Annotated in this window: 16 protein-coding genes; 12 read left to right on the plus strand and 4 right to left on the minus strand. The window is 72.8% G+C overall.

Translation table 11 applies throughout. The features are described 5' to 3' along the window. The first annotated feature begins 892 nt into the window (after nt 1–892). The 6 genes from ispF to AB0F81_RS33105 all read left to right on the plus strand — a co-directional run bounded on the left by ispF (nt 893) and on the right by AB0F81_RS33105 (nt 5,740). Nucleotides 893–1,375 (plus strand): 2-C-methyl-D-erythritol 2,4-cyclodiphosphate synthase, encoded by a 483-nt coding sequence (ispF, locus tag AB0F81_RS33080; protein WP_360203599.1) that lies wholly within the window; start codon nt 893–895, stop codon nt 1,373–1,375. A gap of 148 nt (nt 1,376–1,523) precedes the next feature. Further along, the gene (locus AB0F81_RS33085) at nt 1,524–1,838 is read left to right on the plus strand and encodes a hypothetical protein (RefSeq protein WP_360203600.1); all 315 of its coding nucleotides are present in this window, start codon (nt 1,524–1,526) and stop codon (nt 1,836–1,838) included. Between the two features lie 83 nt (nt 1,839–1,921). Further along, the gene (locus tag AB0F81_RS33090) at nt 1,922–2,308 is read left to right on the plus strand and encodes a PPOX class F420-dependent oxidoreductase (protein ID WP_360203602.1); all 387 of its coding nucleotides are present in this window, start codon (nt 1,922–1,924) and stop codon (nt 2,306–2,308) included. Between the two features lie 19 nt (nt 2,309–2,327). Beyond that, a complete protein-coding gene (locus AB0F81_RS33095; RefSeq protein ID WP_360203604.1) occupies nt 2,328–3,629 on the plus strand; it encodes a hypothetical protein in 1,302 nt (433 codons plus the stop codon). Between the two features lie 82 nt (nt 3,630–3,711). Further along, on the plus strand, nt 3,712–4,569 hold the full coding sequence (locus AB0F81_RS33100; RefSeq protein ID WP_360203606.1) for a hypothetical protein: 858 nt from the start codon (nt 3,712–3,714) through the stop codon (nt 4,567–4,569). Between the two features lie 19 nt (nt 4,570–4,588). Then, nucleotides 4,589–5,740 carry a PQQ-binding-like beta-propeller repeat protein gene (locus AB0F81_RS33105; protein ID WP_360203607.1) on the plus strand — a complete coding sequence of 384 codons (1,152 nt, stop codon included), beginning with the start codon at nt 4,589–4,591 and terminating at the stop codon, nt 5,738–5,740. Between the two features lie 9 nt (nt 5,741–5,749). Here the strand turns inward: AB0F81_RS33105 and AB0F81_RS33110 are convergent, their stop codons facing one another. Then, complete coding sequence (locus AB0F81_RS33110; RefSeq protein WP_360203608.1) at nt 5,750–6,859, minus strand: ROK family protein; 1,110 nt, start codon at nt 6,857–6,859, stop codon at nt 5,750–5,752. 47 nt (nt 6,860–6,906) lie between these two features. On the opposite strand from AB0F81_RS33110, the gene AB0F81_RS33115 reads away from it, so the two are divergent. Further along, entirely contained in the window at nt 6,907–8,121 is a 1,215-nt protein-coding gene (locus AB0F81_RS33115) for an MFS transporter (protein WP_360203609.1), read from the plus strand. A 48-nt stretch (nt 8,122–8,169) separates the two neighbouring features. Here AB0F81_RS33115 and hisC read toward each other — a convergent pair whose 3' ends face one another. Further along, nucleotides 8,170–9,249, minus strand: a complete 1,080-nt coding sequence (gene hisC, locus AB0F81_RS33120; protein ID WP_360203611.1) for a histidinol-phosphate transaminase — start codon at nt 9,247–9,249, stop codon at nt 8,170–8,172. Continuing rightward, on the minus strand, nt 9,246–10,253 hold the full coding sequence (locus tag AB0F81_RS33125; RefSeq protein ID WP_360203612.1) for an RDD family protein: 1,008 nt from the start codon (nt 10,251–10,253) through the stop codon (nt 9,246–9,248). The genes hisC and AB0F81_RS33125 overlap by 4 nt, the downstream gene beginning before the upstream one ends. Nucleotides 10,254–10,392: 139 nt before the next feature. Between AB0F81_RS33125 and AB0F81_RS33130 the strand changes: the two genes are divergently transcribed. From AB0F81_RS33130 to AB0F81_RS33140, 3 genes are all read left to right on the plus strand, one after another. Continuing rightward, on the plus strand, nt 10,393–10,878 hold the full coding sequence (locus AB0F81_RS33130; protein WP_360203614.1) for an Lrp/AsnC family transcriptional regulator: 486 nt from the start codon (nt 10,393–10,395) through the stop codon (nt 10,876–10,878). Nucleotides 10,879–10,940: 62 nt separating this feature from the next. Beyond that, nucleotides 10,941–12,221 carry a hypothetical protein gene (locus tag AB0F81_RS33135; protein WP_360203615.1) on the plus strand — a complete coding sequence of 427 codons (1,281 nt, stop codon included), beginning with the start codon at nt 10,941–10,943 and terminating at the stop codon, nt 12,219–12,221. A gap of 71 nt (nt 12,222–12,292) precedes the next feature. Next, nucleotides 12,293–13,951 carry a fumarate hydratase gene (locus tag AB0F81_RS33140; protein ID WP_360203616.1) on the plus strand — a complete coding sequence of 553 codons (1,659 nt, stop codon included), beginning with the start codon at nt 12,293–12,295 and terminating at the stop codon, nt 13,949–13,951. Between the two features lie 28 nt (nt 13,952–13,979). Here the strand turns inward: AB0F81_RS33140 and AB0F81_RS33145 are convergent, their stop codons facing one another. Beyond that, the gene (locus AB0F81_RS33145) at nt 13,980–14,498 is read right to left on the minus strand and encodes a hypothetical protein (RefSeq protein ID WP_360203617.1); all 519 of its coding nucleotides are present in this window, start codon (nt 14,496–14,498) and stop codon (nt 13,980–13,982) included. A 297-nt stretch (nt 14,499–14,795) separates the two neighbouring features. Here AB0F81_RS33145 and AB0F81_RS33150 point away from each other — a divergent pair, with 297 nt between their 5' ends. Beyond that, complete coding sequence (locus AB0F81_RS33150; RefSeq protein WP_360203619.1) at nt 14,796–17,726, plus strand: BTAD domain-containing putative transcriptional regulator; 2,931 nt, start codon at nt 14,796–14,798, stop codon at nt 17,724–17,726. Next, the coding region (locus AB0F81_RS33155; RefSeq protein WP_360203620.1) for a BTAD domain-containing putative transcriptional regulator at nt 17,719–19,134 on the plus strand (1,416 nt) is incomplete at its 3' end. The genes AB0F81_RS33150 and AB0F81_RS33155, both read left to right, overlap by 8 nt.

Genomic DNA, 19,134 nt, shown 5'->3' on the forward strand with positions numbered 1-19,134 from the left:
GTTCGTCGGTGTCGGCTCGGCCTGGCTGGAGGGGCACTCAGGTGCAGCCGGATGAACCGGCTGGTCGCCGGTATCGGCTTGGGCCGGCCGAAGCCGCACCCGGGTGCAGCTGGGTGAACTGGCTGTTCGTCGGTGTCGGCTCGGCCTGGCTGGAGGGGCACTCAGGTGCAGCCGGATGAACCGGCTGGTCGCCGGTATCGGCTTGGGCCGGCCGAAGCCGCACTCGGGTGCAGCTGGGTGAACTGGCTGATCGTCGGTGTCGGCTCGGCCTGGCTGGAGGGGCACTCAGGTGCAGCCGGATGAACCGGCTGGTCGCCGGTGTCGTCCCAGGCTGGCCGAAGCGACCTCGGGCGCAGCCGGATGAGCCGGCTGATCGCCAGTGTCGGCTCGAGCTGGCCGAGGGGGCACTCGGGCGCGGCCGGGCGACCTGGCCGATCGCTGGTGTCGGTTTGGGCTGTTCGAGGGCCCCTTCGGCGCAGCTGGATGAACTGGCTGGTCGCTGGTGTCGGCTCGGGCTGGGCGAGGCGGCCCTCGGGTGCAGCTGGACGAAACGGCTGGCCGCCAGGGCTGCTTGCGCGCGCTGAGAACGGCACTTAAGGGCAGCTGACCAAGATCGGCGTGTGCTCATGAGGAGGGCATTTCAGGCGATGGCAGCGGCGATCGAGCTGGTCTGGGTGAGGGCCTGAGGTGACGAGCTGAAACGGGGTTGCGCATTCGGGGAAGGTGGCTGGAATGGGTTTGCTGTTTCGTGCGGCGACGCGAGAAATGGAGTTAATTCTGATCTTGTTGCGTGTCCGGAAATGATTACTGCACGATCTGGTTGATCGATCGGGGGAATTGTTGGGGGCGCTTGGCAAGATCGATTTCGAGGGCGGGGCGTAGGCTGCCGGGCGTGATTGTTCCGCGAGTTGGCATCGGTACCGACGTGCACGCCTTCGACCCGGATCGGCCCTGCTGGGTGGCGGGCCTGCACTGGCCCGGCGAACCTGGACTGGCCGGGCACTCGGATGCCGACGTGGCGGCCCACGCCGCGTGCGATGCGCTTCTCTCCGCGGCGGGGCTCGGGGATCTGGGAAGCAACTTCGGGACCAGCCGGCCGGAGTGGGCTGGTGCGTCCGGTGTGACGCTGCTGACCGAGACTGCCCGGCGGGTGCGGGAGGCCGGCTTCGAGATTGGCAACGTCTCGGTGCAGGTGGTCGGCAACCGGCCGAAGATCGGCAAGCGGCGCGACGAGGCTGAGAAGACGCTTTCCGACGCGGTTGGCGCACCGGTCACCGTGGCCGGGACCACCACCGACGGCCTGGGTCTGACCGGTCGCGGTGAGGGGCTGGCCGGGATTGCGGTGGCGATGGTGTGGTCTGACCGGTCGCGGTGAAGGGCCGGCTGGGGTAGCGATGGCGATGGTGGTCTGATCGGTCGCGGTGAGGGGCTGGCCGGGATTGCGGTGGCGATGGTGTGGTCTGACCGGTCGCGGTGAAGGGCCGGCTGGGGTCGCGGTGTCGATGGTGGTCTGATCGGTTGCGGTGAGGGGTTGGCCGAGCGGCGGCTGGTGGCGGCCGGACGCGGCGGCAGGGCTGCGGCTGTCGGCGGCTGGGCTGCGGCTGGCGGTGACCGGGCTACGGCTGGCGGTGGCTGGGTGGCGGCCGGACTGCGGCCAGCGGCTGGGTGGAGGCTGGCTGGGGCTGGGCGCCGGCTGGTGGTGGTGGCTGGCGGCCGGGCTGGCGGGGGCGACCGGGCTGCGGCCGGCGGTGGCTGGTGGCTGCGCTGTGGCCGGACTACGGACGGCGGCTGGGTGGTGGCTGGCTGCGGCTTGGTGGTGGCTGGGGGCGGGCGGGTAGTGGCTGGTGGCGGGTGGTGGGCTGGGTGTGGGTGTTGATCGTCACGGGCGGCGGGGGCGGCCGCATCGGGCATGATCGCTTTCATGATCGTCGCGCTGTGCGGAGTTGCCAGGAAGCTCATCGACAACCCGACCTATGCGGTGCTTACCACGATCAATGCGGACGGGAGTCCGCAATCCACGGTTATCTGGGTCAAGCGGGATGGCGACGATGTGCTCTTCTCCACCACGCGGGGGCGGCGCAAGACGCTGAACATGGAGCGGGAGCCGCGGGTGTCGATCTGCGCCTTCGACCCGGCGCAGCCCTACTCCTACTGCACCGTGGAGGGGGTCGTTGCGCTCAGCGACGACGACGGGGATCTGATCAACGAGCTCAGCTTCAAGTACGCGAACGAGCCGTGGACCTCGGACGGGCCCGACACGGTGCGGGTGGTGTGCCGGGTCACCCCGACTCGGGCCATCTCCAGGTAGAGCGCCTACGCTCGGCAGCGTGCCCACCCCCATGGAGCCCGACACCACGCCGGAGGAGCATCGGCAGCGCGCGTTGCTGCTCGCCGACCTCGGCCGTTACGACGAGGCCGCCGACGAGATCGCTTCCGGACTGAGTTCGTCGCCGCAGGAGACCACACTGCTCGCGACCCTGGCCCGGATCCACCTGGCCGCGGAGCAACCGGCCGAGGCGCTCGTCGCCGCCGACCGGGCGGCCGCGGTGCAGCCGCCGGCGCTGGCGGCCCTGGTGGTGCGGGCCATGGCGCTGACTGACAGCCGCCGGTACGCGGACGCGGCCCGGGTCGCCTCGGAGATCCTGCGGAGCTGGCCGGACGACGCGTACGCACAACGGACCGGCGCCGCCCTGCTGAGTGAGTCGCGCAACGGCCAGGAGGCGCTGAACGCCGCGTGGAACGGTGTGCGGGTCGCGCCGACGGAGGCCGAGGCGCACCTGGTCCTGGCCGTGGTGGCGGCGCGGCTGCGGCTGTTCGATCTGGCGCAGCGGGCCTACGGCGAAGCTCTCGAACTTGACCCGGCGATCGGTGACGCGAGCCGGGAGATGGGCATCGTCCGGTTCGAGCGCCGGCGGTGGGCCCGGGCGCTGGAGGGCCTGGCCGAGGAGGCGGCGCTCGGGGTCCCACCGGGCGGGGCAGTGCCCGAGGCCGAGCCGGACCAGCGGCCAGACCAGCAGCCGGACCGCTGGTCAGACCAGCAGCCGGATCAGCGGCCGGATCAGCGGCCGGATCAGCGGTCAGACCAGCGGCCGGATCCGCGACCAGGCCAGCGGCCGGATCAGCGACCGGATCAGCGGCCCGATCAGCGGCCGGGTCAGCGGCCGGACCAGGGGCCGGAAGCTGAGCGCGAAGCGAGGAAGAAGCCCGAGGAGATCGAGATCCCGGTGGTCCGCCCACAGGGACCGGTCCTGGACTACTCCGACACCTCGGCGGAGGCGGTGCGGGACACCGTCCAGTACGGCGCCGGCGGCACCCTGGTCGCGGCCGTGCTGACCGCCGCCATGACGCTGATCAGCCCGGGGATCTCGCGGATGTGGGCCGGCCTGATCGGGGTGCTGGTCTTCGGGGCGGTGCTGCTGTGGTTCCGCAGCCGGCTGACCGAGCCGGCCGGGGTGGTGCTGGCCCGGCTGCGGGCGAAGGACCGCCGGCTGGCCACGGCGGCTTACCTCACTTTCGTCGCACCCGCCTTCCTGCTCCTCTACGCGGGGATCGGCGGCCTGGGCCCGCTGGTGATCGGCATGGTCGTCGCCGCGGTCGCGGAACTGCTGGTCGTCCTCGGCCGGCGGTGAGCGCGACCGGCAGGGCTGAGGCGGAAAGCGACATCGTGGACTCGGTTGTCCGTTTCTCGCGCCGTCCATTAGGTTCGATTTCGTGTCGACGATGGTGCCTCCGCTCTATGCCGGGCTCGTCGATGACGCGTCCCTGCTTCCGCCCAGCCCGATCGGCCTGACCGACGCGGTCGCCAAATATCACGAGCACACCGCTTCGTGGTACGCGGATCTGCTCGGTTCGCTGCTGGTCCCGGCGTCGACCGTGGGTGGTGAGCCGGTGCCGCGGCTCACCGCCGGCCTGATCGGTGACGTGCCGGTCGCCGCCCTGCCGGTGACCGTGGAGAAGCTGCGCGCCGCCGGCCTGGTGATCGAGCACATCGAGGCGGCGGTGGCGCGCCGCGGCGAGGACCCGCAGCCGGGGCTCGAGGCGCTGCGCTCGTTCGCCGAGGCGCAGGGCCGGGCCGCACAGGGCGGCCTGCGGCTGTTCGCGGAGATCCCGCTCAGCTGGGGACTGCTCGCCGCGCTCGACTCGGTCGCCGAGGCGCGGGCCGCGGGCCTGGCGATCGCCCCGAAATTCCGGGTCGGCGGGCTGGCGGCGGAGCTGTTCCCCACGCCGGTCGAGCTGGCCGCGGTGATCTGCGCGTGCCGCGACCGGCAGCTGCCGTTCAAACTGGCCGCCGGGCTGCGCCACGCCACCCGGCACACCGACCCGGAGACCGGGTTCACCCACCACGGGTTCCTGAACGTGCTGGTCGCCACGGTGATGGCGGCGGGCGGTGGCGAGGTCGCCGAGGTGGCGGAGGCGCTGGCGGCGACCCACCCGGTGCCGCTGGTCGAGCCGGCCCGGGCGCACCGGGACGGTCCGCGGCCGCTGTTCGTCGGTTTCGGCGCGGCGAACGTGGTGGAGCCGCTCACCGAACTGGTCCGGCTCGGCCTGATCAACGGGGGCTACGAATAACCTGGAATACTTACCGCCCGTGATCAGGGTGCTCTTGCGTACGTCGGTGGCCCTGGTTCTGCTCGCGGCGGCCGCGCTGGTCGGCTGGCGGGTGCTGGCCCCGGCGGAGGTGCTGGCGGGCGCCACCACGCCGTACCCGCCGATTTCGCTGCGACCGCCGGGCGTGACCGGGCGGACCAACCTGGCGCCGCTGATCGTGGACGGGCGGGTCCGCGTCTACGCCGCGAAACACCAGGTCAAGGCCGACGGGCCGGCGGACGGGCGGACGCTCTACACCGCGCGGTGGTCGTTTCGGCGCTGGCCGCAGCAGCTCAGCGGGATCGTGGCGAGCGGCACCAAGGTGATCTCCCGGTGGTCCGACGGTGAACTGGTGGCGCTCGACGCCCGTACCGGGAAGATCGTTTGGCGGACGGACGGCCCGGACGCGCCCGGCTATGCCGGGCATCGCACCGGGGCCGCGGCGGTGTGGACCCCGCCGGGCCTGCGGATCGCCGCCGGCACCGTCGTGGTCACCGTGGGTGAGAACCTTGCGGGGTACGACCTGAGCACCGGTGCCGAGCGCTGGCGGATCGCCACGCCGCCCGGGTGCGCGGACGGGTTCACCACGGCCGACGGTGCGTATGTCTGCGGCACCGGCGCCTACGACCTGGAGTCGGGGGCGGGGATCGCGGGCTGGCCGGCCGGGCCGTTCGAGCCGGTCGGCTGCGACTCGGGCGGCTCGGGCTGCGCCGGGTTCCGCGACGGCGCCGGACAGGGCTGGATCATCGGCGAGGGATCACCACAGCGGGCGGCCGGCCTGGACGCGCCCGGCACGACGATCGCCGCCGGTGTGGTCGTCGCGGCCTCGGAGACCGCGGTGAGCGCGCGCACCGCGGACGGCGCGCAGCTGTGGAGCCGGGCCGGCGCGGCCCGAATCCTGGGCGGCACGTCGTCCACCGTGGTGCTGCTGACCCCGGACAACACGCTGGTCGGGGTGGACGCCCGCACCGGGACGGAGAACTACTCGTTCCCGCTCGCCTACGGCACCGAGAGCACCGAGTGGAAGCCGGGTGGGTACCGGTTGACCGGACGGTTCCTGGCGATGGAGCGGCTGCGGGAGGACGCACCGGACGATCCGGAGTCGCCGGTCTACTACCTGACGCTGGACACCGTGATCATCGCTGCGCTCTGACCGGCGCGGTCAGGCCAGCCGGGGCAGCAGGGCGGCCCAGGCCTCCTCGGCGGCGCCGGCGATCGGGCCGTCGTCGTCACCCAGGGTGGCCGGGATGACCGGCGGCGGGGACTCGCGGTGGATCAGCATGAGGCCGTCACGGTAGGCGGCGTGGATCGCCTCGGGCACGGCGGCGAGCAGGTCGACGCCGAGGCCGCCCAGCGTGACCAGGTCCGCGTCCAGGCCGTTGACCAGGCCCGCGATGCCGCGGCCCAGCGCCTCGCCGACCACCCGGACGGCGGGCAGGTGCTCCTCGGTGGCGATGATCCGGCGGGCGTAGGAGATCGGGTCGCGCGGTGGCGGGTCGCCGAGCAGGCGGGCCAGCGCGGTGCCGTCGACGGCCGAGCCCCAGCAGCCGCGGGCGCCGCAGGGGCAGGTGATCGCGGGGTCGCCGAACGGCATGTGGCCGAACTCGCCGGCGGCGCCCCGTGCGCCGATCACCGGGCGGCCGTTCTCGACCACGGCGCCGCCCAGGCCGGCCTCGATCCGCAGGTGCAGGGCGACCGCGGCGCCGGCGGCGGCACCTCGGCTGGACTCGGCGGTGGCGGCCAGGGTGGCGTCGTTGCCGGCCACGAAGACGTCGGCGGCGGGCCACAACTCGGTCAGGTCGACGTCGTGCCAGTTCAGCCCGGAGGCGTCGAGACGGAACGAGCGGGAGACCGTACCGGGGCCGGAGACGCCGATGGCGCGCGGGCGGCGTCCGTACCGGGAGAGGAGATCGTCGACGGCGGCGGTGATCGCGGTGCGGACCGGGACCCACTCGGTGGCCGCGTGCCGTCCGGTGCGGGACGTGGCGGTGGTGCCGCCGAGCTCGACCACGTCGATCCGCCAGGCCTCGTGGTTGATGGCGACGGCGAGCACGAGCGGGCCCTCGGGGTGCGGCAGCAGCACGGTGGTGGGGCGGCCGCGGGCGCCGCTCGGCGCCGCCGGGGCCTGGACCAGCAGCCGGGCCCGGCTCAGCTTGGTGACGAGTTCGGTGGCCGCACCGGTGCCGACGCCGAGCAGGCGCGCCGCGTCGGCGCGGGTCACGCCGGGGCGGTGATGCACCACTCGGAGCAGTTCGGTGGAGCGGGTCGTCACAGCAGATCTCCCTGTTTTTGCTCTAGATAAGAGCTTATTCTCCGGGGGTGAGACTCAACCGCCCGGCGCTGGTCGTACTCGGTGCCTCGACGTTCTGCTACGTCACCGCCGAAACCCTCCCCGTCGGACTCCTCCCGCAGATCTCCGCCGACCTCGGCGTGACCGAGGCGCAGGTGGGGCTCCTGCTGACGAGTTACGCCGTGGTGGCCGCGCTCAGCACCATCCCGCTCACCGCGCTCACCATGCGGGTGCCGCGACACACTCTGATCGCCGTCACGGTAGCGATTTTCGCGGTGTCACAGGGGGCGGCGGCGCTCGCGCCCACGTTCGAGTTGCTGACACTGAGCAGGCTGGTCTGCGCGCTCGCGCACGGTGTCTTCTGGTCGGTGATCGGGCCGATCATCGTGCGGCTGGCGCCGCCCGGGCAGGGTGGGCGGGCGACGGCGCTGGTCTTCCTGGGCAACTCGCTCGCCATCGTGCTCGGGGTTCCGCTGGGTACGGCCCTCGGCCAGGCCCTCGGGTGGCGGTCGGCGGTCGGCGTGTTCGCCGTCGCCGGGGCGGTCTGCGTGGGGCTGCTGCTGGCCGTGCTGCCCGCGCTGGCGCCGCTGCCACGGGACCTGGCCGCACGCACCGGGGAGCAGCTGCGGGGCGCGGTGCGGGTGCTGCGGGACGGGCCGGTGGCGCGGCTCTGCCTGATCACGACGGTGCTGGTGGTGGGGCACTTCGCGGCGTACACGTACATCGCGCCGCTGGTTCGCCGGGACGCCGGGCTGGACGGGGCGGCGCTCAGCGCGCTGCTGCTGGGATACGGCGGCGTGGGCCTGCTCGCCAACTTCGTGGTGGGCCGGTTCGTGGACCGGCGGCCGGGGCCGCTGGTTCTCGGGTTGACGGTCACCGTGACGGTGTCGGTGGGGCTGCTGGCGCCGGTGCTGGGGACGGTTCCCACCGTGGTGGCGACGCTGCTGTGGGGTGGTGCGTTCACGGCCATTCCGGTCTTCCTCGCGGCGGCCGTGCTGCGGGTGGCGCCGAGGGCCCGGGACGCGGCGTCGGCGGTCTACGTGGTGGCGTTCCAGATCGGGATCGGCGGTGGGGCGTTCGTGGGGGAGCGGCTGGTGGGCGCCGGGCACCTCGGAGTGCTGCCGCTGCTGGCGGCGGGGTTCGCGCTGATCGCCAGCGTGCTGGTGGTGCTGTCGCCGGGCGTCTTCCCGGCGCGGATCAGCCGGGCCGACCATGATCGGGCCGAGGCTGCCGCCCTCCACTGACCGGGTGTGGAGTTGCGGTGCGCTCGGCGCCGCAACTCCACCCGGTGATCAGGCGAGGGCAGCCTCGGCGGCGGCGAGGAACAGGTCGTTCTCCTCGGGGGTGCCGACGGTCACCCGGACGCCCTCGGGGTGGAAGCCGCGCACGATGACGCCGCGGTTCTCGCAGGCGGCGCTGAACTCGGCGGTCCGCTCGCCGAGCGGCAGCCAGACGAAGTTGGCCTGGCTGTCCGGCACCGGGACGGAGAGCTTGCGCAGCGCCTCAGTGAGCCGGTCCCGTTCGGCGACGACCAGCGAGCACCGGCGGCGGACCTCGTCCTCCTGCGCGAGCGCGGCCAGCGCCGCCGCCTGCGCGACCATGCTGGTGGAGAACGGGGTGACCACCTTGCGCACGGCGGTCGCCACCTCGGGCTGGGCGACCAGGTAACCCATCCGCAGGCCGGCCAGGCCCCACGCCTTGCTCATGGTGCGCAGGACCACCACATTCGGCCGGTCACCGTAGGTCTCCAGCGCGTCCGGCACGTCGGGGTCGGTGACGAACTCCCGGTACGCCTCGTCGAGCACCACCAGCACGTCGGAGGGCACCTCGGCGAGGAACCGGTCGATCTCAGCCTTGCGCACGCTGGTGCCGGTCGGGTTGTTCGGGTTGCAGACGAAGACCATCCGGGTGCGGTCGGTGATCGCCTCGGCCATCGCGGTGAGGTCGTGGCCGTGCGCCGCGGTGTTCGGCACCCGCACGCTGGTCGCACCCCCGCCGGCGGCGATGATCGGGTACGCCTCGAAGGACCGCCACGAGTAGACGATCTCGTCGCCCGGCAGGCAGGTCGCCTTCGCCAGGATCTCGGCCAGGGCCACCGAGCCGCAGCCGGTGACGACCCGCTCCGGGCTCACCCCGAACCGCTCGCCGATCTCGTCGCGCAGCCGGACCACGCCCATGTCGGGGTAGCGGTGCACGGAGGCCGCCGCCTCGGTCACCGCCTCCACCACGCCGGGCAACGGGCCGTACGGCACCTCGTTGCTGGCCAGCTTGACCGCCTCGGCGATGCCCAGCTCACGGGCGAGGTCGGCGACGTTGCGGCCGGGCACGTAGTTGGGGAGCGCGTCCAGGTCGGCGCGGGTCAGCCGGGTCATTTCGGTCCTCCGGTTAGATCGCCGCGCGGTGCGGCCTCGACGGTCGGGTGCGCGCCGGGCGGCAGCGCGACGACGACGGTGGCCGCCGCCTTGTCGTGCCAGGCCTGGCGCAGTCGGGGGTCGAACACGGGCGAGAGGGAGGCCAGGAACTGCACGATCAGGCCGACGCCGCACCACCAGAACAGCGTCCACATGCCGAGCCGGGCCCAGCGGGTGAACGCCCGGCCGAAGCCGAGCGGTGTGGTGCCCTCGACCGGCAGCACCTTGATCCCCATCGCCCGCTTGCCGAGGGTCTGGCCGCGGGTGCCCGTCGCCGGCGCCTCGTAGAGCAGCCAGAGCAGGGTCGCGACGGTCAGGATGGCGACCGAGAGCGTCTGCATGCGCGGGGTCGGCTCGACCGTGACGTTCTGGTTGCCGGCCGCGACCTGCCGCATGTACTCCTGGAAGATCGGCGCGAAGTCCTGGAAGTACTGGTAGATGAACCAGCCGTTGACCACGACGTTGAGCGCCATCACCACGGCGATGTCGATCAGCCGGGCGGTCAGCCGCCGGCCCAGGCCGGCGAGCGGCAGACCGTGCGGCATCGCCTGCGGCATCGGGTACATGTACGCGTGCATCGGCTGCCCCGGCTGACCGGGATGCGGCTGCCAGCCGGGCGGCGGCGGTGGCTGCTGCCAGCCCGGCGGCGGGGTCTGCGCGCCCGGCTGCGGCGGCGGGCCCCAGCCCGGCTGCGGTCCCCAGCCCGGCGGCGGACCGTAGGCCGGCGGCGCGGTCGGCTGGGCCGGGTAACCCGGCGGCGGCGCGCCGAACTGCTGGGGCTGGGGCTGTTGCGGGGCCGGCGCAGGAGACGCGGGAACCTGCGGTTCCGCCTCGACCGCGGGCGGTCCGTCCGGCGGGACCGCGTCGGCCGGGATGGCCTTGCCCAGCCAGCCCTCACCATCCCAGTAACGCTGGGTGCTGGTGTCGGCCGGGTCTTTGTACCAACCCGCGGGAAGGGAACTCATGCGCAAACCTTTACCACGACAGCCTGACGGTTCCCTGCGGGCCGGGTCCCTTTCCTAAGGTGCGCGCTGCCCGCGCGGATGGGCAAGAGGCGCGCCCGAAGTTGGCCAGACTGTGCAGGCGGTGGGGTAGTTTCGCCCGATGGGTGAGCAGACTGTCCAGCTGGACGATCTCGACGCGCGTCTCATCGCGCTGCTGGCCGAGGAGCCGCGGATCGGTGTGCTGGAGCTCTCCCGGCGGCTCGCGGTGGCCCGCGGCACCGTGCAGGCGCGGCTGGACAAGCTGATCGCGCGGGGCGCGATCAAGGGCTTCGGCCCCGAGGTGGTCCCGGCCGCGATCGGGTTCGGCGTCACCAGCTTCGTCACCCTGGAGATCAGGCAACGGTACGGCCACGACGCCGTCGCCGAGCACCTGGCGGAGATTCCCGAGGTGCTGGAGGCGCACACGATCACCGGCAGCGGGGACATCCTGTGCCGGATCGTCGCCCGGGCCAACGCCGACCTGCAGCGCGTGATCGACCAGATCGTCGGCTACGAGGGGATCCTCCGGGCGCACACGATCATCGCGCTGGCCGAGCTGATTCCGTACCGGACGGTGCCGCTGGTGCACTCGGCAAATCGCCGATAAGGGGCCGACACGGACTTTCCGCGCTCGCGGGAGATGTGGATCGAGGTCACTACGGTGTCCGCATGGCCTCGGCTGGGAAGGGGTTCGCGCTCGTCGCCGCCGTGACCGTCACGGTCCTGGCGAGTACCGGCGTGTGGAATCCGTTCCCGCAGATCTGGTCGTGGATCACCACGAGCGGGCCGGTCGCGCCCGGTTCGCGGTGGGAGCAGGAACTCGGCGGCACCCCGCAGAGCGTCGCCATCGCCGGGGACGCGGTGATCGTCGAGTACCGGACGTCGGTGGAGGCGTACGGGCTGACCGCCGCGGTGCCGCTCTGGTCGTCGGACGCGGACTGGGCCTCGATCGCCGGCCAGGGCTCGGACGCGGTGGTGGTCACCGGCCGGCTGCTGACCAAGGGCTACCAGGTGCTCGACCCGCGGACCGGGGCGCAGCGGCGGGCCGACACCACGGCCAGCGCGGTCTGGACCTATCAGGACGCGATCGTCGACCTGAGCTGCTCCGGCGGCGACGACTGCCGGCTGACCGCCTGGGACCCGAAGTCCGGCGCCCAGCTCTGGACCGTGGACACCGGCAGCATCGGGTTCGTCCTCGACGCGGCCAACCCGGACCTGCCCGACACCCGCCGGCTGACCAGCGACGAGGTGGATGACGACGTGGCCGGGCCGCCGAAGCTGCCCGGCCTGCTCGGGTTCCCCGACGACGAGCAGATCCGGGTGATCGACACCGCCACCGGCAAGCTCGTGCAGACCGTCCGGCCGGGCCGGGACCAGCGGGTCGCGGTGGTCGGCGGGCGGGTGCTGACGGTGACCGGCACACCCCGCGACGGCACCTGCTATTACGGGGTGGTCGCCACCGATCCGCCCCGCAGCAACGTGGTGTGGCGCCGGGACGGGCTGAACCTGCGGACCGCGGAGAACGGGTCGGACTGCGAGCAGGGGCGGGACCCGGCGGGCGGCTACAACGTGGTGCTCGGCGTCGACCCGTACGGGCGCGAGGTGCTGATCAACGGCTACGACGGGCGCAACCTCTGGTACGGCGACAAGGAGTCCGAGGTGGTCGCCGTGAACGACGCCTACGCGGTGATCCGCAAGGACGACACCGTGCGCGGCTGGTCGTTCAGCAAGGACAAGGCGGTGTGGCGGCAGACCGGACGGGCCGATGCGGGGGCGGCTCTCACCCCGTACGCGGTGATCGTCGTCTCGGGAAACCGGGTCACCGCGCTGGCGCCGTCCTCGGGGGCGGTCCGTGCCGATGTGCGTACCGATGCGAAGGTCTTCGCCGTCGGCCCGGACGGCATGATCGCCGTTCGCGGCCGCGACATGGCGTACCTGGCGTTCACCTGATGTGACCCGGCGCGCGAAGCGCCGGGGATGGGTTCGCGTCCTGCTACCTCGCTGCCCTAGGCTTGCCGCTCATGAGCAGAGGCGCCGATTTCAGCTACTCGCCGCTCCTCCCGACCGGTGCGGACATGACCGAGTACCGCCTGGTCACCGACGAGGGTGTGGATGTCGTCGAGGGCCCGGGCGGCCGACGGTTCCTGACCGTGGAGCCGGAAGCGCTGACCCTGCTCACCGCCGAGGCGATGCACGACATCGCCCACTACCTGCGACCGGCCCACCTGGCCCAGCTGCGCTCGATCATCGACGACCCGAAGGCGTCGCCGAACGACCGGTTCGTCGCGCTCGACCTGCTGCGCAACGCGAACATCGCGGCCGGCGGCGTGCTGCCGATGTGCCAGGACACCGGCACCGCGATCGTGATGGGCAAGCGCGGCCGGCACGTGCTCACCGACGGCACCGACGAGGCGGCCATCGCGCTCGGCGTCTACCAGGCCTACACCCGGCTCAACCTGCGCTACTCGCAGCTCGCGCCGCTGACCATGTGGGACGAGAAGAACACCGGGACCAACCTGCCGGCGCAGATCGAGCTCTACGCCGAGGACCCGGGCGGCCAGCCGGACGCGTACAAGTTCCTGTTCATGGCCAAGGGCGGTGGCTCGGCCAACAAGTCGTACCTCTACCAGGAGACGAAGGCGCTGCTGAACCCGCAGCGGATGATGCAGTTCCTGGACGAGAAACTGCGCCTGATCGGTACGTCGGCCTGCCCGCCCTACCACCTGGCCGTGGTGGTCGGCGGCACCAGCGCCGAGCACGCGCTGAAGACCGCCAAGCTGGCCAGCGCGAAATACCTGGACAACCTGCCGACCTCGGGCACGATGCTGGCGCACGGCTTCCGTGACCTGGAGCTGGAGGCCGCGGTCCTGGAGCTGACCCGGGACTTCGGCATCGGCGCGCAGTTCGGCGGGCGCTACTTCTGCCACGACGTGCGGGTCGTCCGGCTGCCCCGGCACGGCGCGTCCTGCCCGGTCGCCATCGCGGTCTCCTGCTCGGCGGACCGCCAGGCGGTCGCCAAGATCACCCCGTCCGGCGTGTGGCTGGAGCGGCTCGAGACCGACCCGGCCCGCTACCTGCCGGACGTCGACCTCGGCGAAGAGCCGGTGGTGCAGATCGATCTGAACCGGCCGATGACCGACATCCGCGCGGAGCTGAGCAAGTACCCGGTGAAGACCCGGCTGTCGCTGACCGGCCCGCTGGTCGTCGCCCGCGACATCGCGCACGCGAAGATCGCGGAGCGGCTGGACGCCGGCGAGCCGATGCCGCAGTACATGCGCGACCACGCGGTCTACTACGCCGGCCCGGCCAAGACCCCGGAGGGGTACGCGTCCGGTTCGTTCGGCCCGACCACGGCCGGGCGGATGGACTCGTACGTGGAGAAGTTCCAGGCGGCCGGCGGCTCGATGGTGATGCTCGCCAAGGGCAACCGGTCCAAGCAGGTGACCGACGCCTGCAACACCTACGGCGGCTTCTACCTGGGCTCGATCGGTGGCCCGGCGGCCCGGCTGGCGCAGGACTGCATCCGGCACGTCGAGGTGCTCGAGTTCCCGGAACTCGGCATGGAGGCGGTGTGGAAGATCGAGGTCGAGGACTTCCCGGCCTTCATCGTCGTCGACGACAAGGGCAACGACTTCTTCGCCGAGGTGACCAAGCCGGTTCTGGGGATCGGCCGCCGCTGACCGCAGCGGCGGCCGCCGCCGGCCCGGATCAGGCGCAGTAGCCGGTGACCGGGCTCAGCCACTCCTGAACCTGGGTCTTGAGGGTGCGGTCGAGGTCCTTGGAGGTCTTGACCTTCTCGATGTAGTCGCGGTTCTGCGCGCTCTTCTCGATCTTCGCGGCCGACGTCTCGCCGGCCGCCTTCAGCTCGGGATCCTGCGCGGCGACGGTCTCCTCGCGGATCTGGGCGCCCACCGACTTCAGCTCGGCGGCCGCGGCCTTCTCCGCCTTGGCCGCCTCCTCGGCCTGCTTCGCCTCCTTCTGGGCGATCATCTTGCCCATCGCGGCGCCGAACTCACCGGCCAGCGCGGCGCTGAAGATCTTGTCGAGGCGACCGCAGACCTTCTCGGTGTCCGCCGAGTAGTCCGGGGCCGGTGCCGTGCTGGCCGGCGCCGCCGGGGCGGTGGTGGCAGCCGGGGCCGCGATCTCGCTGGTGTCCGCATCGCTGTCACAGGCGGCGCCGGTCAGCAGTAGGCCGCCGGCGAGCACGGCCAGGATGGCGCGTCGCATCAGGGATCCTCTTCGTCGGGGGGTGAATCAAACTCCGCCGACGGTACGTTCCGTTGCCGCTCCCGTCCAACCGTGAGTGATCAGCAAGATACGAACAGCCCGCCCGTGGAGAGTCCCACGAGCGGGCCGTACGCCCCCGTTCTCATGATTGACCGCTTCGTCGCTCCTGGGGGGCGCCAGGGAAGCAAAGGGCGGCGAAGCGGTGCTCTGACTAGGGTGCGGCATGCCGCTCTCGATCCTCTGTCGATCCGCTGTCGCCGATCTCGGCTAGGCTCGCCGATACGGCACACGGAACGGGTGACTACCTTGCGCTACCGCATCCTGGGGCCACTCTCCGTCACCGGCGACGAACAGACGGTGGCAATCACGGCGGGTCGTGATCGGATCGTGCTCGCCATGCTGCTGCTGCACCCGGGACGGATCGTCGGCTGGGGCGAGCTCGCCGAGGCGGTCTGGGGCGCCGAGCCGCCGGCCACCGTCCGCGGGCAGTTGCAGACCTGCGTCTCCCGGCTGCGGCGTGCGCTGCCGGACGCCATCCTCACCGACCGCGCCGGTTACGGCATCCAGGTCGAGCGGGGTGAGCTGGACGCGCAGGTCTTCGCCGGGCTGGTGGACGAGGCGCGGGCCGCGGGGGACCCGGAGGAGGCGCGGCGCGCGTACCGGCAAGGTCTTGATCTTTGGCGCGGCCGGGCCTGCGCCGAGATCGACGCGCCCGCCGTGCGGCGTCTCGCCGCCTCGCTGGAGGAGCTGCGTGCCGCCGCGATCGAGGACTGGGTGAGTCTGGAGCTCGCCGCGGGGACCGACCGGGACCTGCTCGGCGAGCTCGCCTCCCTGGTCGAGCAGTACCCGCTGCGGGAACGGCTGCGCGGGCAGTTCATGCTCGCGCTCTGCCGGGCCGGGCGGCAGGCGGACGCGCTCGCCGAGTTCCGCCGCACCCGCGAGACGCTCGTCGAGGAACTCGGCATCGAGCCCGGCAAGGAGCTGCAGGATCTGCACCAGGAGATCCTGAGTGGACGCGTGCCGGAGCCGCGCCGGCCGGAGGGCCGGGCCGTCGAGCAGGTCCGCTGTCTACCGCGGACGGTGCGGGACTTCACCGGTCGCGAGTGGCTGGTGGAGCGCCTGCTCGGCGAGATGTCCGGGGTGCTGGTGATCGACGGGATGGCCGGCAGTGGCAAGACCACGCTGGCGCTGCACCTGGCGGCGCTGGTCGGTGATCGCTATCCGGACGCGCACCTGTTCGTGGATCTGCAGGGGCACAGTGCGGAGGAGCCGGTCGAGCCGGGCGCGGCGCTGCTGGTGCTGTTGCGGCAGCTCGGGCTGAGCGCCGAGACGATCCCCGCCGATCTGGTGGGCCGGGTGGCGCTGTGGCGGACCGAGCTGGCCCGGCGGCGGGCCCTGGTGGTGTTGGACAACGCGGCGTCCAGCGCGCAGGTGGCGGACCTGTTGCCGACTTCGGCGGGGAGCCTGGCGCTGGTGACCAGCCGGCGGCGGCTGGCCGGGCTGGACGGGGTGCAGCCGGAGCCGCTGCCGCTGCTGGACACCGACGAGTCGATCGCGCTGTTGACCAGGATCGTCGGGGAGCGGGTCGTGGCTGAGCCGGAGGCGGCGGCCGAGGTGGTGCGGCGGTGCGGTGGTCTGCCGCTGGCGATCCGGCTGGCCGGCGCCCGGTTGGCGCACCGGCCGCGGTGGCGGGTCGCGGATCTGGTCCGGCGGCTGGGTGAGGCGGTGCTGCCCGAGCTGGCGGTCGAGGACCGCACCGTCGGGAACGCGTTCGCGCTCTCCTACGGTCAGCTCGGTGCCGAGGCGCAGCGGTTGTTCGGCAAGCTCGGCCTCTACCCGGGCGCCACCGTCGACGCTCCGGCGGCCGCCGCCCTCGACGACCTCGACCTGGACCAGGCCGGGGAACTGCTCGACGAGCTGGTGGACGTGCACCTGCTGGAGGAGCCGGAGCCCGGCGTCTACCGCATGCACGACCTGCTGCGGGAGTTCGCCGCCGCGCTGGCCGACGGGCTGTCCGCGCAGGAGCGCAGCCGAGCCCTGCTGTCCGTGCTCAACCTGGAGACCTTCGCGCTGGCGGCGTCCGTCACACGCTCCTACGCGCCGAGGCTGCAGTACGACCTGAAGGGCCTGACGGCGCTCCGGCCCGAGCTGGTCGCGGCGATCGCCGACCCGGCCGCCCGGCTGGAGCGGTACCGGCCCGATCTCGGCTCCTTCCTGGAAGCGGCGGTGCGTTCGGGCCATCCCGCGTACGCCTGGTGGATTCCTCGGGCGGCCTGGTACCTGCTGTTCTACCGGGGTTACCACCAGGACGTCATCGTGCTGCACGAACGGGGCTTCGCGGTGGCCCGGGAGCAGGGCGACGACGACGGTGTGGCGCTGTCGGCCAACGGCGTCGCCTCCTTCCACTACCGCAACGGGGACTACCGCAAGGCGCGCGAATATCTCGAGATCTACATCCGGATCCGGGAGCGGCAGGGCGACGCGACGATGGTCGCCTGGGCGCTCGGCAACCTCGCCTCGATCCTCGTCGCGACCAGCCAGTTCACCGAGGGCATCGAGATGGCGCGGCGAAGCCTGCGGGCCAACTCGGCGACGGCGCCCCTCGCCTCGCTCACTCAGCTCTCGGTCGCCTACCAGAAACTCGGCCGATACCGGGAGGCGCTGCGCATCGACCGGCTCCGGCTGATCGAGGCGGCCGGCGGTCGGGAGATCCACCAGAAGGCCGGCTGCCTGCTGCAGATCCAGCGCAGCAAACGGCGGCTCGGCCTGATCACGCCGCAGGTCGCCAAACGGTACGTGGAGGTCGCCCTCGCGATGTTCATACGGGAGGGGCTGGTCCTGCTGGAGGCGGAGGCCCGTACCGACCTGGGGGTCCTGCTGGCCGAACTGGGCGACTGCGAGGCGGCGCTGGCCGAGCACCGGCGAGCCGTCGAGATCGTGGAGTGGGCCGGGGAAGCCCGGTACGCGGCCGAGTTCGTCCACGACTACGGGATCACGCTGCGGCGCTCCGGCGACGTGCCGGGTGCCCTGGCCCAGTTCGAGCGGTCGCTGCGGATCGCCCACACGGCTCAGCAGCCGTACTCGGTCGGCCGCGCGCTGGCCGGGATCGCCGACTGCGTCGAGGACGAGGACCCGGAGCGGGCGCAGCGGCTGCGGGCCGAGGCGCTCGACCTGTTCGAGCAGCTGGGCGTGCCGGAGCGGTTCGCACTGGAGCGCCGCCGTGGCTGAGCTGCGCTACCGGCTCCTGGGCCCGCTGTCGGTGACGGTGGACGGCGAACCGGTCGCGATCACCGCCGGCCGGGACCGGGTCGTGCTGGCGATGCTGCTGCTGCACCCGGGCCGGATCGTCGGGCTCAGCGAGATCACCGAGGCGGTGTGGGGCGCCGACCCGCCGGCCACCGCCCGCGGCCAGGTGCAGACCTGCATCTCCCGGCTGCGGCGGGCGCTGCCACCGGACGCCATCCGGACCGACCCGGCGGGGTACGGGATCGTCGCCGGCCCCGACGAGTCGGACGTGGTGGCGTTCGCCCAGCTCGTGGCGGAGGCCCGGACCGCCGGGGACGCGGGGAGTGCGCGGTACACGTACCGGAAAGCTCTTGATCTTTGGCGCGGCCCGGCCTGCGCCGAGATCGACGCGCCCGGCGTGCGGCAGGCGGCCGCCGCGCTGGACGAACGGCGGGCCCTGGCCGTCGAGGACTGGATCGAGCTCGAACTCGGCGCCGGCCGGGCGCGGGAGATCCTCAGCGAGCTCGGCGAGCTGGTCCGGCGTTTCCCGCTGCGGGAACGGCTGCGCGGGCAGCTGATGATCGCGCTGTACCGGGCCGGCCGGCAGGCGGACGCGCTGGCCGAGTTCCGCAACGCCCGGCAGGTGCTCAGCGACGAACTCGGCATCGAACCCGGCCCGGAGCTGCAGGCCGTGCACCGGGAGATCCTCAACGGCGCGGTCCCGGCGCCCGAGCGCACCGCCGCGCGGATCCGCTGCCTGCCCCGGACGGTGCGGGACTTCACCGGCCGCGACGATCTGGTGGAGCGCCTGCTCGGCGAGATGTCCGGGGTGCTGGTGATCGACGGGATGGCCGGCAGCGGCAAGACCACGCTGGCGCTGCACCTGGCGGCGCTGGTCGGCGATCGCTATCCGGACGCGCATCTCTTCGTCGACCTGCAGGGACACAGTGCGGAGGAGCCGGTCGAGCCGGGCGCGGCGCTGCTGGTGCTGCTGCGGCAGCTCGGGCTGAGTGCCGAGACGATCCCCGCCGATCTGGTGGGCCGGGTGGCGCTCTGGCGCACCGAGCTGTCCGGCCGCCGGGTGCTGGTGGTCCTGGACAACGCGGCGTCCAGCGCGCAGGTGGCGGATCTCTTGCCGACGTCGGCGGGAAGTCTGGCGCTGGTGACCAGCCGGCGGCGGCTGGCCGGGCTGGACGGGGTGCAGCCGGAGCCGCTGCCGCTGCTGGACACCGGCGAGTCGATCGCACTGCTCACCCGGATCGTCGGGGAGCGGGTGGTGGCCGAGCCGGAGGCGGCGGCCGAGGTGGTGCGGCGGTGCGGCGGGCTGCCGCTGGCGATCCGGCTGGCCGGCGCCCGGCTGGCGCACCGGCCGCGGTGGCGGGTCGCCGACCTGGTCCGGCGTCTCGGTGAG

The sequence above is a fragment of the Actinoplanes sp. NPDC024001 genome (genome assembly GCF_040638955.1).
Lineage (GTDB): Bacteria > Actinomycetota > Actinomycetes > Mycobacteriales > Micromonosporaceae > Actinoplanes.

Bases quoted from the DNA above. Each gene is read 5' to 3' on its own strand.
- AB0F81_RS33090 (WP_360203602.1), top strand. From the start codon at position 1,922: ATGATCGTCGCGCTGTGCGGAGTTGCCAGGAAGCTCATCGACAACCCG.
- hisC (WP_360203611.1), bottom strand. From the start codon at position 9,249: ATGACCCGGCTGACCCGCGCCGACCTGGACGCGCTCCCCAACTACGTG.
- AB0F81_RS33125 (WP_360203612.1), bottom strand. From the start codon at position 10,253: ATGAGTTCCCTTCCCGCGGGTTGGTACAAAGACCCGGCCGACACCAGC.
- AB0F81_RS33130 (WP_360203614.1), top strand. From the start codon at position 10,393: ATGGGTGAGCAGACTGTCCAGCTGGACGATCTCGACGCGCGTCTCATC.
- AB0F81_RS33135 (WP_360203615.1), top strand. From the start codon at position 10,941: ATGGCCTCGGCTGGGAAGGGGTTCGCGCTCGTCGCCGCCGTGACCGTC.
- AB0F81_RS33140 (WP_360203616.1), top strand. From the start codon at position 12,293: ATGAGCAGAGGCGCCGATTTCAGCTACTCGCCGCTCCTCCCGACCGGT.
- AB0F81_RS33145 (WP_360203617.1), bottom strand. From the start codon at position 14,498: ATGCGACGCGCCATCCTGGCCGTGCTCGCCGGCGGCCTACTGCTGACC.